This window comes from Mesobacillus jeotgali (genome assembly GCF_900166585.1).
In the GTDB taxonomy this organism is placed as follows: domain Bacteria; phylum Bacillota; class Bacilli; order Bacillales; family Cytobacillaceae; genus Mesobacillus; species Mesobacillus jeotgali_A.
This window is the reverse complement of record NZ_FVZC01000009.1, coordinates 1,528,246-1,541,688: the sequence shown is the minus strand read 5'-3', so window position 1 is coordinate 1,541,688 and position 13,443 is coordinate 1,528,246. Positions and strand designations below refer to the sequence as shown.

General features: G+C 38.4%; 21 protein-coding genes and 1 other annotated feature. Of the genes, 15 read left to right on the top strand and 6 right to left on the bottom strand.

Features of this window, described 5'->3' with window-relative positions; all coding sequences use genetic code 11:
• Positions 1-28 precede the first annotated feature (28 nt).
• The 3 genes from B5X77_RS23840 to B5X77_RS23450 form a co-directional block, all read right to left on the bottom strand.
• Complete coding sequence (locus tag B5X77_RS23840; protein WP_257391849.1) at positions 29-163, bottom strand: hypothetical protein; 135 nt, start codon at positions 161-163, stop codon at positions 29-31.
• Between the two features lie 141 nt (positions 164-304).
• Positions 305-739 (bottom strand): hypothetical protein, encoded by a 435-nt coding sequence (locus tag B5X77_RS17805; RefSeq protein WP_079509277.1) that lies wholly within the window; start codon positions 737-739, stop codon positions 305-307.
• Between the two features lie 95 nt (positions 740-834).
• On the bottom strand, positions 835-972 hold the full coding sequence (locus B5X77_RS23450) for a hypothetical protein (protein ID WP_176167365.1): 138 nt from the start codon (positions 970-972) through the stop codon (positions 835-837).
• A gap of 205 nt (positions 973-1,177) precedes the next feature.
• Here B5X77_RS23450 and B5X77_RS17800 point away from each other — a divergent pair, with 205 nt between their 5' ends.
• The 6 genes from B5X77_RS17800 (at position 1,178) to argS (ending at position 5,761) form a co-directional block, all read left to right on the top strand.
• A complete protein-coding gene (locus tag B5X77_RS17800) occupies positions 1,178-1,378 on the top strand; it encodes a hypothetical protein (protein WP_079509276.1) in 201 nt (66 codons plus the stop codon).
• Positions 1,379-1,648, top strand: a complete 270-nt coding sequence (locus B5X77_RS24035; RefSeq protein WP_079509275.1) for an OsmC family protein — start codon at positions 1,379-1,381, stop codon at positions 1,646-1,648. It abuts the gene before it with no gap.
• 117 nt (positions 1,649-1,765) lie between these two features.
• Entirely contained in the window at positions 1,766-2,311 is a 546-nt protein-coding gene (locus B5X77_RS17790) for an RNA polymerase sigma factor (protein ID WP_257391848.1), read from the top strand.
• Positions 2,295-3,197, top strand: coding sequence for a hypothetical protein (locus B5X77_RS17785; protein WP_079509274.1), 903 nt, complete (start codon positions 2,295-2,297; stop codon positions 3,195-3,197). Before B5X77_RS17790 ends, B5X77_RS17785 begins: the two co-directional genes overlap by 17 nt.
• A 92-nt stretch (positions 3,198-3,289) precedes the next feature.
• Positions 3,290-3,766 carry a GNAT family N-acetyltransferase gene (locus B5X77_RS17780; protein ID WP_079509273.1) on the top strand — a complete coding sequence of 159 codons (477 nt, stop codon included), beginning with the start codon at positions 3,290-3,292 and terminating at the stop codon, positions 3,764-3,766.
• A 39-nt stretch (positions 3,767-3,805) separates the two neighbouring features.
• Positions 3,806-4,023 (top strand) — a binding site (T-box leader).
• Between the two features lie 40 nt (positions 4,024-4,063).
• On the top strand, positions 4,064-5,761 hold the full coding sequence (argS, locus tag B5X77_RS17775) for an arginine--tRNA ligase (protein ID WP_079509272.1): 1,698 nt from the start codon (positions 4,064-4,066) through the stop codon (positions 5,759-5,761).
• A 72-nt stretch (positions 5,762-5,833) separates the two neighbouring features.
• Here the strand turns inward: argS and B5X77_RS17770 are convergent, their stop codons facing one another.
• Positions 5,834-6,130, bottom strand: a complete 297-nt coding sequence (locus tag B5X77_RS17770) for a HesB/YadR/YfhF family protein (RefSeq protein WP_079509271.1) — start codon at positions 6,128-6,130, stop codon at positions 5,834-5,836.
• A 109-nt stretch (positions 6,131-6,239) separates the two neighbouring features.
• Positions 6,240-7,424, bottom strand: a complete 1,185-nt coding sequence (locus B5X77_RS17765; protein ID WP_373887820.1) for a TIGR04053 family radical SAM/SPASM domain-containing protein — start codon at positions 7,422-7,424, stop codon at positions 6,240-6,242.
• Between the two features lie 248 nt (positions 7,425-7,672).
• On the opposite strand from B5X77_RS17765, the gene B5X77_RS17760 reads away from it, so the two are divergent.
• From B5X77_RS17760 to gloA2, 9 genes are all read left to right on the top strand, one after another.
• Complete coding sequence (locus tag B5X77_RS17760; protein ID WP_079509270.1) at positions 7,673-8,134, top strand: hypothetical protein; 462 nt, start codon at positions 7,673-7,675, stop codon at positions 8,132-8,134.
• Positions 8,135-8,278: 144 nt separating this feature from the next.
• Positions 8,279-8,482 carry a DUF1657 domain-containing protein gene (locus tag B5X77_RS17755; protein WP_079509269.1) on the top strand — a complete coding sequence of 68 codons (204 nt, stop codon included), beginning with the start codon at positions 8,279-8,281 and terminating at the stop codon, positions 8,480-8,482.
• 53 nt (positions 8,483-8,535) lie between these two features.
• Positions 8,536-8,739 (top strand): DUF1657 domain-containing protein, encoded by a 204-nt coding sequence (locus B5X77_RS17750; protein ID WP_079509268.1) that lies wholly within the window; start codon positions 8,536-8,538, stop codon positions 8,737-8,739.
• Between the two features lie 11 nt (positions 8,740-8,750).
• Positions 8,751-9,611: a DUF421 domain-containing protein gene (locus tag B5X77_RS17745; RefSeq protein WP_079509267.1), complete on the top strand. Its 861-nt coding sequence runs from the start codon at positions 8,751-8,753 to the stop codon at positions 9,609-9,611.
• A 101-nt stretch (positions 9,612-9,712) separates the two neighbouring features.
• Positions 9,713-10,147, top strand: a complete 435-nt coding sequence (locus B5X77_RS17740) for a hypothetical protein (RefSeq protein WP_079509266.1) — start codon at positions 9,713-9,715, stop codon at positions 10,145-10,147.
• Positions 10,148-10,588: 441 nt separating this feature from the next.
• A complete protein-coding gene (locus B5X77_RS17735; RefSeq protein ID WP_079509265.1) occupies positions 10,589-11,599 on the top strand; it encodes a C40 family peptidase in 1,011 nt (336 codons plus the stop codon).
• 208 nt (positions 11,600-11,807) lie between these two features.
• On the top strand, positions 11,808-12,164 hold the full coding sequence (locus tag B5X77_RS17730) for an STAS domain-containing protein (RefSeq protein ID WP_079509264.1): 357 nt from the start codon (positions 11,808-11,810) through the stop codon (positions 12,162-12,164).
• A gap of 4 nt (positions 12,165-12,168) precedes the next feature.
• Positions 12,169-12,570 (top strand): anti-sigma regulatory factor, encoded by a 402-nt coding sequence (locus B5X77_RS17725; RefSeq protein WP_079509263.1) that lies wholly within the window; start codon positions 12,169-12,171, stop codon positions 12,568-12,570.
• A gap of 12 nt (positions 12,571-12,582) precedes the next feature.
• Positions 12,583-12,969: an SMU1112c/YaeR family gloxylase I-like metalloprotein gene (gene gloA2, locus B5X77_RS17720; protein ID WP_079509262.1), complete on the top strand. Its 387-nt coding sequence runs from the start codon at positions 12,583-12,585 to the stop codon at positions 12,967-12,969.
• A gap of 222 nt (positions 12,970-13,191) precedes the next feature.
• On the opposite strand, the gene B5X77_RS17715 is transcribed toward gloA2, so the two are convergent.
• Positions 13,192-13,326 (bottom strand): BA3454 family stress response protein, encoded by a 135-nt coding sequence (locus B5X77_RS17715; RefSeq protein ID WP_079509261.1) that lies wholly within the window; start codon positions 13,324-13,326, stop codon positions 13,192-13,194.
• Between the last annotated feature and the right edge of the window lie 117 nt (positions 13,327-13,443).

Genomic DNA, 13,443 nt, shown 5'->3' with positions numbered 1-13,443 from the left:
CAACCGATATCCAGTACATTCTTTTGGCTTACATTACTAATAAATTCATCTCATCTTCTTTAGGAGCAAAAGGCCCATACTCAGGCAAAGCAGTTCTTCCGAAGAAGTTCTGAGCCACTTGGTCCCAGCTTTTTTTATTGATTGTCAATGTGTTAGTATCCAAATCGAAACCACCCATTCTTATAAATTAAAATTTTCTATAAACCGAGCAAATCCTCTTGAGGAAATAGTTTGAAGAACCCTAAATGCTAACAAAGAAAATAGAGTTCTTCATATAAGAATGGAGTGAAGAACTCTGTTATCTTTACCGTCTTCGGCGGCGTTTAAGGGAGTTTACTTCAGTTTCAAGAGCAGACAATCGATTGTTTTTTTCTTCCAACTGGGATTGGATCGACTTCAATGTTTCTTTTAGTTCATCCATACTTGAGGTTAGTTTTTCAACTGTAACCTTGAGATTTGTAACCTCTGAATTGTCAATGTTCTTTTTTGGCTGATTCATTGATTTGGAGAGAATGGATAAGGTAGTGGGATTAACTATACTCTTTGCTGTTGTTAGCAAGGAATTAATGGCATCCTGATTCATTTGAGGATTTTCCGCTGTTTTAGCAGTGCCTGTTTCATCTTCGGTTGTTTCTTCAGGGAATTTCTTAAGAATGGCCTGGGTAATATTAAGTACATCGGTCAATGTGGGATCTCTTTTCAAACGCTCTAAATACGGTTTGATATCATATTCCTCCATTATATCAATCCTTTCTACTTTATTATGTCCCCCTGGCGATACCGGTAAAGCCAGGGGGCTGAGAGAAGGTTCAGGGGTTATTTCTAAAGGTGAGATTAAGCAGCACCGTTGTCGACAGCAATTACTTCGCCGATGCAATTATAAAGGACATCTGCTAAATCATCCTGGCCCAATAAAATCGCAACGACCAAAGCGAGTGCCAACAATAGAACAACAATCGCAGTGATTAACATTTTCCCACCCCCTTCCTTTCAAGAAGATAGGTAAGATCCGAACCTTACAAGAACATCATATGTAAAAATATCAGACAAGCATCAGCTTGTATCATAGAAAGGAAAATCCAGGCAGCCTATTTTTTCTTTGATTGATAGGCTTTATTTGAAAAATGAAAGGATTTCTATTATGTTTGTATTAGAAATCAAAGGAGGTATCGTTTAATTGTCAGAACCAATAGCCTTAACCAAAATAACGGTTATTCAAAAAGATACTCCCAACAAAATCAGGGAAGCATACATTGATGGATTTAATGAGCCCCTTTTATTTGGTGTCCATGGCGGAGTAAAACAATTCTATGGCGTCAATCCCACAGTAGAATACCCCTCTACACTGGACCATATCGTTGCAGCTGCAGGAGGCTGACTGGTCGGTACCCTATCTGGCGCGCTGGAGGCGCGTAAAATACCGACTTCTCCCGATAAAGTACAGGCACAGGTGCAGGGCACAATTGAAGCACCTGAAGGAGTATTAAAAATAACGAAAATCAGCTGTCATTATGAGCTAAAGATACCAGCCGGGAAAAAGGATGCTGCAGAAAGGGCATTGAATGTTTTTGAGAGAGGATGTCCGGTTGCACAAACACTAAAAGATTGCATTCATTTCACACATACATGGGAAATTGAAGAGTACTAAAAAATTGACCCTTATCTTAAATGATAAGGGTCAATTTTATTTTATAATGAAAAAGAATAAAAAAGTGTCACATTTTTCCTTCTGATTCGACCTATTGTTATAGATTAGGGAAATGAGGTGTGTAAAATAAACGATAACCTAAAAGAACAACAGGTGATGGAATGGTATGAATTGTACTATAAAGATATTTATCGTTTTATCTTTTTTATGCTGGGTGACCGGCAATACTGTGAAGATTTGGTTCATGATACGTTCCTTAGAGCCTATACATCCTTTGTGAATTTTGAAGAAAGAGCGAACATTAAAACCTGGCTTTTCAGCATCGCTAAGCATCTGGTTGTGGATGAAATCCGCAGGAGAAAAAGAAGGAGAATATTCTCTCTCTTTTCGGAAGGACATGACATCGCCTCATCGATAAACATCGAACAATATATTGAACACCGGGATACGGTGGAAAGAAGCCTGAAAGCAATCCAGCAGCTTAAACCTGACTACCGACTGGTGATTACACTGAAAAAAATCGAAGGATGTTCCACTAAAGAAATTGCCGAAATCCTTGGGTGGTCCGAATCGAAAATAAGGAAAACACTATCCAGGGGATTGGCAGCACTAAGGAGAAAGGATATAGCAGAAGGAGGGGGACATTATGAGCAAACTTTCTGATGAGCAATGGGATTTGCTAAAAAAGATGACTCCAAGTGAAGGAGCCAGGGATAGGATAAGGAAGAATTTGAGGTATTCCATTCGTAATCTGCCAGTGCAAAAAAAAAGGCATTTGATATTCGAATTGAAAAATTTAGTATTAACCTCACTTTTTCTGCTTCTGTCTGCCGGCTTATTGTTTCAGGTGCAAAAGTATGACCGAAGTGATGAAAGACCCGGTCATTTACAGGCTGCTGAGGAGTTCAGTCTGAGTTGGGATTTAGATAGTGTATATAGTGAAAAAAAACAGAATATATATGAGTTTTACAAGAAAGGACAAATTGAAAAGGTCGGTTTTGCACAGTATGTGAGCGATCGCAAAAAGCAAGAAATCATTAATACAAGAGCGATGAATGTTGAAAAGGAACTGGAGAATTTTCCGTATTCCACATCATTATATATCGAACATGTAAAAATGATGGAAACAAGCCTCCGTTATCATTTCTTTGTTGAAGCGGGCAAAAAAACATTTCACTTCAGTTTCGATTACCCAAAACTTGAATATGCTGAGATTTTCCAGATTATCGGGTCACTGAACTTTAACAACCCTGTTCCATACCGTCATGAAAAACCATTGTATGTGATGCATGGATACGGGAGCCTTCCATATCCAGTAGGGTTACGGCCGGTGAAAATTGCAGGGAATAAAGAAATATACAACTGGGAATCAGGTATTGATATGAACGATTATCTAAAGCAGATCCTATCAAAAGGCGGTTGGAAGGAAATCAAGAATGGCAAGTCCTTTTACAAATTTGAGTCAGTTGATGGATTGGAGATTGTTGAGCTTACTGTAGATGGAAATGAACTTACCTATGAATTTTCATATCCCAACAGAGAGCAATAAAGTTTTTAAAAGATTATCGATTAAGAAGGGTTTTTCGCTTACTAAAACGAATTCATTCATGGAACATTCTTGTTTTACAAAGGGGAATCCATGTGATTGATTTAGTACGTGTGAAGCAGGAGGATGAAAACATCCTCCATAATTTGCTTCAATTTTATATTTATGAATTCACGGTGTTTCAGGAAATAAAGCTTGAAGAGAACGGTAGTTATGCACCGTTTGATTTAAAACCATACTGGACTGAAAGCGATATGCACGCTTTCTTTATCATGTATAATGGTGAATACGCTGGTTTCGCAATGGTTGAAACCGGAGATCCAAACGTAATCCTAGAGTTCTTTATCATGAGGAAATTTTATAGAAGAGGGTTTGGGAAAATTGCGGCATGTGAACTATTTAATAAGTTCCCGGGAAAATGGAGTATTACACAGGTAGCGAAAAACGAACCAGCAAGGAGCTTTTGGAGGATGGTAATTGGCGATTATACCGGTGGAAGCTATATAGAAACCGTTGATGATTTTAATCGTTCAATCCAGGAATTCGATACGGCATTAATAACAAAAAACTGATTGCCAAAAGCCATGGTGGATGTTTATAATGGTAAAAATATCTAATCGATGATAAAGAGAGTAGTTATTCAATTTTTGCATAAGCGAGCCAGGGACGGTGGAAGCCTGGTGCAACGTGGATAATGAAGCGCACTTTTGAGATGCCTTCCTGAAAGAGAAGTAGGGTTTTGGCCGGATGGATTCCGTTATCAATGTAAGCAGGTTCTTTTTTAGGAACAATTAGAGTGGTACCGCGGGAATGAACTCTCGTCTCTTTTCAGAGGCGAGGGTTTTTTTATTTTTTTAGGAGGGTTTATAATGAATTATGCTGAATTGTTTTGTGAATTATTGGCGGCAGAACTTAATGGAGTCATTACGGTGGAAGATATCGATCGTTTGATCGAAAAACCAAAATTTTTGAATCAAGGAGATTTTGCCTTTCCTTGTTTTCAGCTTGCAAAAATAATGAGGAAATCACCATCAGAGATTGCAACAGGCATAAGTCAACATTTACAAGCCAAAAACAACTTTACCTTCGAGGGATTCGAAGCAGTCGGCGGGTATGTGAATGCATTTTTAAATAAATCCATAGTCGCTGTGGAAACCCTTCGTGAAATTCGGGAAAAGAAAAATCGATTCGGAGACCTTGATAAAGGCACTGGACAGATTGTCACAATCGATTTGTCGTCTCCCAATATTGCCAAGCCTTTTTCTATGGGACATTTACGTTCGACTGTTATTGGTAACTCCCTTTCACTAATTTATGAAAAGTGTGGGTTCAAAACGGTGAAAATTAACCATCTGGGAGACTGGGGGACTCAATTTGGCAAATTGATCACGGCTTATAAATTATGGGGCGAAGAGGATAGCGTGAAAGAAGACCCGATAAAAGAGCTGCTAGCTTTATATGTAAAGTTTCATGAAGCTGCTGAAAGTAATCCGCAGCTTGAACAAGTAGGGCGGGATTGGTTCAGACGTCTGGAAAATGGGGATGCTGAGGCACTTAAATTGTGGAAATGGTTCAAAGAGGAATCTTTGAAGGAATTTAAAAAGGTCTATGATCTGCTTGGAAGTGAGTTTGATTCGTATGCAGGAGAAGCATTTTACAACGATAAAATGGAACCCATGATTGAATTGCTTACGGACAAAAGACTGCTAGAAGAATCTGATGGTGCGATGGTTGTCAATTTGGACGATGTGGCTCTGCCTCCATGTCTGATCAAAAAATCAGATGGAGCCACTTTGTATGCAACACGTGACTTAGCAGCTGCAAAGTATCGATATGATCAGTATGCTTTTTCGAAGTCCATTTATGTGGTTGGCAATGAACAAAGCCTTCATTTTAAACAGCTAAAAGCAGTCCTTGCAAAGATGGATTTTGAATGGGCTGCTGGTATTGTTCATATTCCTTTTGGCATGATGTTAAAGGAAGGGAAGAAAATGTCCACACGTAAAGGAAAAGTTGTTTTACTAGAACACGTTCTCAAGGATTCAATTGATCTGGCACAGAAGAATATCGAAGAGAAAAATCCACTTTTGATGCGGAAAAAAGAAGCAGCGAAAGTGGTGGGGACTGGCGCTATCATATTCCACGATCTAAAGAATTTCAGAATGAATGATATTGAATTTTCCCTGGAGGAGATGTTAAAAGTTGAAGGGGAAACAGGGCCATATGTTCAATATACCAATGCCCGGGCACATGCGATTTTAAGGAAGTCGGCAAGTCCAGTACAGGATTTGAAAATTACAATGAAAGGTTCTGCAGAATGGCCCGTAATATCAGAACTCATAACCTTCCCTGATATCGTACAGAAGGCGTTAGATAAAAATGACCCGTCCCAGATTGCAAAATATGTACTCGACCTTGCCCAGGCGTTTAATAAATACTACGGAGAGGTACGAATTCTTGAGGAGAACGAAGAAAAAAATGCACGCTTGGCAATGGTGCATGCAGTTTCCATAGTTCTTGAAGAGGGACTTAGACTGTTAGGGATCAAAGCTCCAAAAGAGATGTAAAAAGAGCTCCTGGTGATTTCCAGGAGCTCCCTAATAGAACTTGGTATTGCATCATTTAAAAAAGAGAGCAATTTAATGATGTTCTTTATAACTTGTGAAGATTTCACCTGCAGAATTACTATACTTGATTTCTACATCTGTTTGATTAAAGAACCAGGTGTCATTTGATTCTACATAAAAAGTGATTCCATCAATTTCCTGCTGTTGGGCTGCAAGTGCTGGTACTTCCAGCGAGAACGCAAGGCTGTAGCCCTTATTCTTGTCGCCAAACCCGGCATATTGAGGATAAAGTCGGATGTGAAACGGTTTTGGTGTATCGAATTCTTTTTCAAACCATTTGTATGCGTCTTGATCAATTTTGATTGTCATTTTTGCACCATCCTTTCGTTAGTTTTATTGTAAAACGTGGATGGTGTTTTTTTCCGTGCTTTATGTCACAGAATAAATGAAGTCATAAAAGTGTCAAAATTGGTCGGTTTTAATAATCACTGGCCCAAGTTCTAAGAATTAAGCTTTCTTTCCGTCGCATTGCTTCAGGAACATAGACACAGAATGGCTCACTGCTCATATAGTCTCCTGTGACAGCATAGGTTCTTGAACGGGAACCTCCACAAACATACCGGAACTCACAAACTCCGCATTTACCCTTGTATTGGTCGGGATTACGCAAATCTTTAAAAATTGGAGAGTTGCGGTAAATTTCTGCCAATGGCCTGTCACGCACATTCCCTCCAATTAGGGGCAGTAATCCAGAAGGCATCACATCTCCTGTGTGGGAAATAAAAACGAATCCGTTGCCATCATTCACTCCTTTTGGTGCGCGCTTCAGGCCATCGATTACAGACGCCATATCTTTTGTTAAGGTATCCTCATATCGGATAACATCATTTGAAACGGCATTATCCCGGGCCTTTTGTTGATAAACGACTCGCCGGTAATGCTGTGCTGCTGTTGTTTTAATATCATATGGAGCAGACTTGCTTAATTCATATAGCCAGCGAAACACTTTTTCGTGTTCTGCTGGAGACAAACAGGCATCAAGCTGGCCTCGACCTGTTGGTACCAAAAGGAAGATGTACCACATAACTACCTTCAATTCTTTCATCAATTCGGCCATTTGTTCAAGATAGTCATAATTATATCGTGATATTACAGTATTAAGCTGTAATGGCATCTTTAGTTGATTAAGGTATCTGACTTTTTCAATAGTAAGATTGAATGAACCAGGTGTACCGCGAAAATGATCATGTACTTCAGGAGTGGGACCATCCAGGCTAAAAGCCCATCTTGAAAGTCCAACATCCTTGGCTCTTCTCATCTTTGCTTTTGTGACATTATCTGTAGCGCTAGGTGTTATTGAAACTCTCAACCCCTTATTTGTCGCATATTCAGCAAGTTCGAAAAGATCATCCCTCATCATGCAGTCTCCCCCGGTAAAAACAAGCATAGGGTTCCCCATATCGTAAATTTGGTCTATTAGGTTGTATCCTTCTTCCGTGGTCAACTCCATAGGGTCAGGGTTATTTTGAGCATCAGCCCTGCAGTGCACACATTTTAACTGACAAGCCCTAGTCACTTCCCAAATTACTATATAGGGATTTTCATTAAAATCAATTATACCAGGATGGCTGCCATTGGGATGAGGACGTTCATATCCATGCACTTTTCATCACCAACCTTTCATCATTTATTGATTTATTATAAATTAGGCTGAAAAGGTTGAATGTAATGAATGTTACACCTTATGTCCAGGGTGTTACAGCTAAAAAATAATCAAAGACGGTAAAATTCCAATGGAGATTTAAAAGACCCCTTGTTTAGTTGAAAAAATTGAAAATTTGAAACCTCTTTCTCTATAGCACCGTCTAATGGATGGGAAGGAACAGGTGGTTCTTGAAATGGGGGATATGGTTGAAAACATTTCTTTGGGGAATTTCAGCTTTAATTTTATTGGCTATATTCATGGGATGGAGTACATATAAAAGCTATAAGCCAGCACCTCCAGATTTGGAAGTAATCGTAGACAAACATGCTGTGAAAATAAAAGCAGTAACCTATTCCTTCCGAAAATGGGGAAGGACTGCAGTGGCAGATGCAAATACCGAACCAGCTTTATTGGTGAGAGAAGATTCTCCCATGGAGGTCAATACAAGTGGCCGCATTGAACTTCTGTTTGAGAAATCCCCTGATTCTGTTACATGTTATTTATGGGATATGGAAACGGGAAGTCTTGCATATCCAGGTTTGGAAGGTCTGCCTTTGGACATTGAACAATCCAATGTTTCTTCAGGGGATTATGCCATGGAAATAAGGGCCAAGTGGGAAGATGGATATGTACTGTATTATGCAAGAATCTATGTGAATGAAGATTAAAATAAATAAGCCTTGAGCGCCATAAACCTATGGCCTCGAGGCTTTTTTGTTCAGATAAGGCTTCCAGAATCAATTAAAGAATATTTCATCTTAAGAAAGCAATACTAAAGCAGTACCTATTTATTTCAGAAAGCAGGGGATTAGATGACTGTCGGAGCACAAGTAAAACAAACACTGGCAGGTTTGAAAAGCGCCCAGGCTAGCCTGGAGACCTTTGCACTCGGTACTGAAAATCAGCAAGCAAAACAGATATACCAGACTGCAGCCCAGCAGACACAAGCTATAATTGATAGTCTGCAGCCTCGCCTGCAGGAAATAGAGCAAGAAGAACCACAGTATAAGCAGTAAATCAGGGAGGGCAGGGGGAACCCGCCCTCTTCTATATTGAGAGGGGGAGAATCATGACAGTAGGAGCCGATGTAAATCAAGTATTATCAACCATAAAAGGAATTGAAGCCCAATTGTCAGCATTGGCATTAAATTCAAATGTTCCTGAAGCAAGTAAATCGTTCCATGAAACTATGCTTGTTATTTCAGAAATCAAAACAGATTTAGAAAAAAGAAAAATCCAGTTGGAAATAGAAGAACCTCAATATAAAAACTAGAGGGTGAAGCAATGAATGATTATATGCATATTATTATCTCATCTATTTTATTTGCAATTACTTTATACACGATCACCAAGATAGGAGGAAAAAAACAGCTCTCTGAATTGTCCTTTTTTGAATATGTATCAGGCATAACGATTGGCAGTATTGCCGGGGAAGTCATCATGGGGCTGGAGGGCAATATGTTTCATGGTGTTTTGGCTATTATGGTATTCGGGGGGTTTACATATTTGCATGATTTGCTTGGTATCAAAAGCAAAACCTTCCGGGATTTATTTGAAGGAAAGTCCACAGTTTTAATTAAAGACGGAAAAATACTTGAAGAGAATCTAAAGAAAGAAAAATATACCATTGATGAATTGAACTCTTTATTACGTCAGAAAAATGTTTTTAAGACAGCTGACGTTGAATTCGCCGTCCTCGAACCTAAAGGCGACTTAAGTGTGTTGCTAAAAAAAGAATTACAGCCTTTAACTGCAAAGGATTTAAATTTGCCAGTGGCTCCAGAAAAAGAACCATATACTATAATTATGGATGGGCATGTTCTTGCCGACTCTTTAACTTCTGCAGGGAAGAATAAAGGCTGGCTTGATATCGAATTAGAAAACTTAGGTGTTACCTTAGATAATGTATTTTTGGGACAGGTGGATTCCTATGGGAAACTTACGATTGATACTTATGATGACCAGTTTAAGCTTCCCTCTCCGCAGCCCAGGAAGTTATTGCTGGCATTAATGAACAAATGCCAGGCTGATTTAGAATTATTTGCTTATGGAACAGACTCAATCCAAGTAAAACAAATGTATAAGAAAAATGCAAAAAAATTACAGCAGGCAATCGATAAAATTAAGCCTTTCCTGAACGAATAGCAGATGTCACAGTTATCTTTTACCGGTATATTTCATGTCTGCAACCGAATACTAAAGGGTGGAGGAGTTAATCTTCTCTAATTTAAAAAGGGGTGCTGCCGATGAATAGATCTGCGTGGATGTCTGCGTTAATGAAGTCGAATATACCTCAAAATTTAATGAATATGTTCGGATACAAACGCAAAAAATCTCGCTCCATGACTTATTCGATATTGGGTATGGTAGCAAGTGCCGCTGCTGCATTTGCATTTCGGAATCGAATGGGAGATGGAATGAGGCAGCTTTTCCAAAATTCCAATTCTGGAAATATGCTAAATCGACCAATATCTTCGGGGTTAACTGAATTTGCGGAAGAAGTCACTTCGGGCATGATGGAGGGGAAAACAGCAAACCATTCCACTGGATATCATTCGACAAGCTCTACGAGCCCGGAAAGCAGCCAGATAATTAATCAGATTGCTTCCGCTGTTAAGCAAGAAGGAGATAGCCAGCAGGTTAATCAAATGACAGATCGGTTAATTAAGCAAAATCTCTAGAAAAAATAGAAACCCACTGTGAGCAACAGTGGGTTTCTTTGTGTGTATGGTTTGCGTAAGAGTAATAAACGTCAGTAATATACACGACAATGCAAATATTTTTACTCGAAGCAGTGATTTTGAATTCTTAAAGATTCATCGAATTGTCATCACAGTAGTTCTTTGTTCCCTTGTGCAAATACTTAAATAGGAACCATTTCATATAACATAAAATTACAGCGAGATTAAGCTTATATTTCAATAATATTACAAGGTAATGTTATTATAGGAAAATACAGGTTGCTAACCCTGTAAATAAAAGGTTTAGTAGACTTAATGGAAATTTAATAGGAAATTTTCCAAAGGAAAACAATTCCTTGTGAACCAAAATTTATAGATTCAAAACTTGTTTGGGAAACTCTACTATTAATTTGTAATCGAAATCAAAGGGAGTTGCTCAACATGAAAAAACAAATTTTGACGGTGGCTGCAACAGCCGGATTTTTACTTACATCGTTCAATGGATCTGCAAGTGCGCATGAAAAATTACACACAGTTCAATCTGGTGATTCTTTATGGAAGCTTTCTAACACATATAATGTTGCGATAAATGATATTCAAAAATGGAATAGCCTTTCTGGGACTACTATATATGTAAATCAAAAACTATCAGTATTGGCTCCTCATAGTCATTCAAATACTGCTGCTGACAGCACTGCAGACGCTAGCTATATTGTTAAATCAGGCGATACTCTATGGGGAATATCAAAATCATACGGAATTTCTATTAGTGGACTAAAATCTCTGAACGGGCTGACATCCGATTTGATTTATCCAGGTCAGAAATTGAAGGTTTCTGGATCTGCTCAATCTGGAGTATCAGCTGCTCCTGTAAGTACATCCAACACGTACACAGTCCGTAGCGGTGACAATTTATCAACGATTGCTGCTCGCCATAATTTATCGCTATCACAATTGATGTCCATTAATAATCTTAAATCGGATCTTATATTTCCTGGACAGGTATTAAAGCTATCTGGGTCGGTTACAACTCCTATAGCAACTAATGTTTCAACAGTAACGACGCAAGCAGTCGCAACATATAGTTCTGCTTCACAAGTTAATTCACTGATTGCCGAAGCTAAAAAATACATTGGAGTTCCATATGTTTGGGCAGGAAGCACACCATCTGGTTTTGACTGTTCTGGCTTTTTGAACTACGTCTATAAGAAGGTAGGTATATCCATACCTAGGACAGTAGTATCAATATGGGATGCCACAAAACCTGTTTCATCACCACGCGCCGGAGACCTTGTATTTTTTGAAACATATAAACCTGGTCCTTCTCATGCTGGTATTTATCTTGGTGATGGTAAGTTCATCCATGCAGGATCATCCAGAGGAGTAGAGGTCAGCGATATGAATAACTCCTACTGGAAACCGCGTTATCTTGGTGCAAAAACAACTTTTTAATCAATACCCAAGTCCTTAAACAATGAAACCTCCTTATTGGAGGTTTTTTTAATTTTTTTTCTTAAAAGTAGTTTAAGGACAATTAAAAGCCAAAGACAGCTTTTGATTTGTAAAGCACTTCTTATATAGCGTATAATCCAATTAAAATCTTATTTTAAATGGTGTAAATGAAATCTGGAGAGTTAAATGATTTGGAGGCATAATTAAAGTGAGGATTCCGATATTAAAATTAAAAGACTATCTGTTGGTATCAATACAAGTAGAGCTAGATGACCAAACAGTTTTGACATTTCAAGAAGACTTGCTGAATAAAATTAAAGATACAGGAGCAAAAGGTGTTGTAATCGATCTTACTTCTGTTGATATGATTGATTCTTTCATTGCAAAGGTATTGGGCGATGTTATCGTTATGACAAGCTTGATGGGTACTAAATCCGTCCTTACAGGAATACAGCCAGCAGTCGCTATTACGCTGATTGAATTAGGGATCACCCTGGAAAATGTCCATACTGCTCTGGATCTTGAACAAGGAATTTCGATATTAAGCCAATTGTTAGAGGTTTAGCCATATGACAGAATCGTTTGTAATAAATATAAATAATGAATTTGATATAGTGCTTGCACGGCAAAAGGGGAGAGAAGTATCGAAAGAACTTCAATTTGGCGGTGTTGATCAGGCAAGAATAACGACTGCGATTTCTGAGCTTGCCAGAAATATTTATCTTTATGCCGGCAGCGGCCAAATAACGATACAGGTCATACATGATAATGGAAGAAAAGGAATCCAAATCTCTGCTACAGATGAAGGACCTGGTATAAACGATATAAGGATGGTTTTGCAGGATGGCTTTTCGACTTCAGGTGGGCTGGGAGCAGGCCTTCCGGGAGTTAAAAGGTTAATGGACAGTTTTGATATTGATTCAATGCCCGGAACCGGCACTAAAATTACTATCACCAAATGGGCCAGATAGAAGGTTTTTTTCATGAAGCTAGAGAAAATACATCATGTCGCCATAATCTGTACTAACTTCGAAAAGTCTAAAGAGTTCTATACGAAAATTCTTGTTTTTCAAGTTATGTCTGAAGTATATCGAGAAGAACGTCAGTCATATAAATTGGATTTAAGAGTCGGCTCCCATTGCCAGATTGAATTATTCTCCTTTCCACATGTTCCCGAACGGCCAAGTTATCCAGAAGCAGCAGGCCTTAGGCATCTGGCTTTTACAGTGCAGGACCTTTCTGCATTTATGAACTATCTGGAAACTCAGGGAGTGGATGTGGAGAAAGTCAGGCTCGACCCTTTGACCAATAAACAATTTACATTCTTTGCTGATCCTGATGGATTGCCCATCGAACTGTATGAAGAGTAACTTTCCAATCTTTGCTTTTCATCCACGTTAATTTATGTGTATTTTTTCATAACTGTATTCTTCTTTGTACATATCCATTGTAATGTCATTTTTATTATCATATATGGGAAATAACCACAAGTAAAAAGGATGTTCAGTCAGTATACTGAACATCCTTTTTACTTGTGTATAATTAATGCTGCTTATCTAAACTAACACTATTTTTAAAAATATTTTTTTATATTAATATAGCCACTGTTCTTGAACTTGCTTTCTTGCCATCTCCAAGATTTCTTCTTCAGTGGTTTCGCGATCCGCAATGACATTCGTTAAATAATTCTTTCCTTTTAAATCTACAGTTACTGTAATTTCTCTCATATAATATTTTCCTTTCCTAATTGTTTTGCATATTGCTGCAATACTTCCGTGCTATTGTTATTACCATCATAATGGTTTATGTAAACATGTTGGACTGCCTGACGTGCAAATAAAATT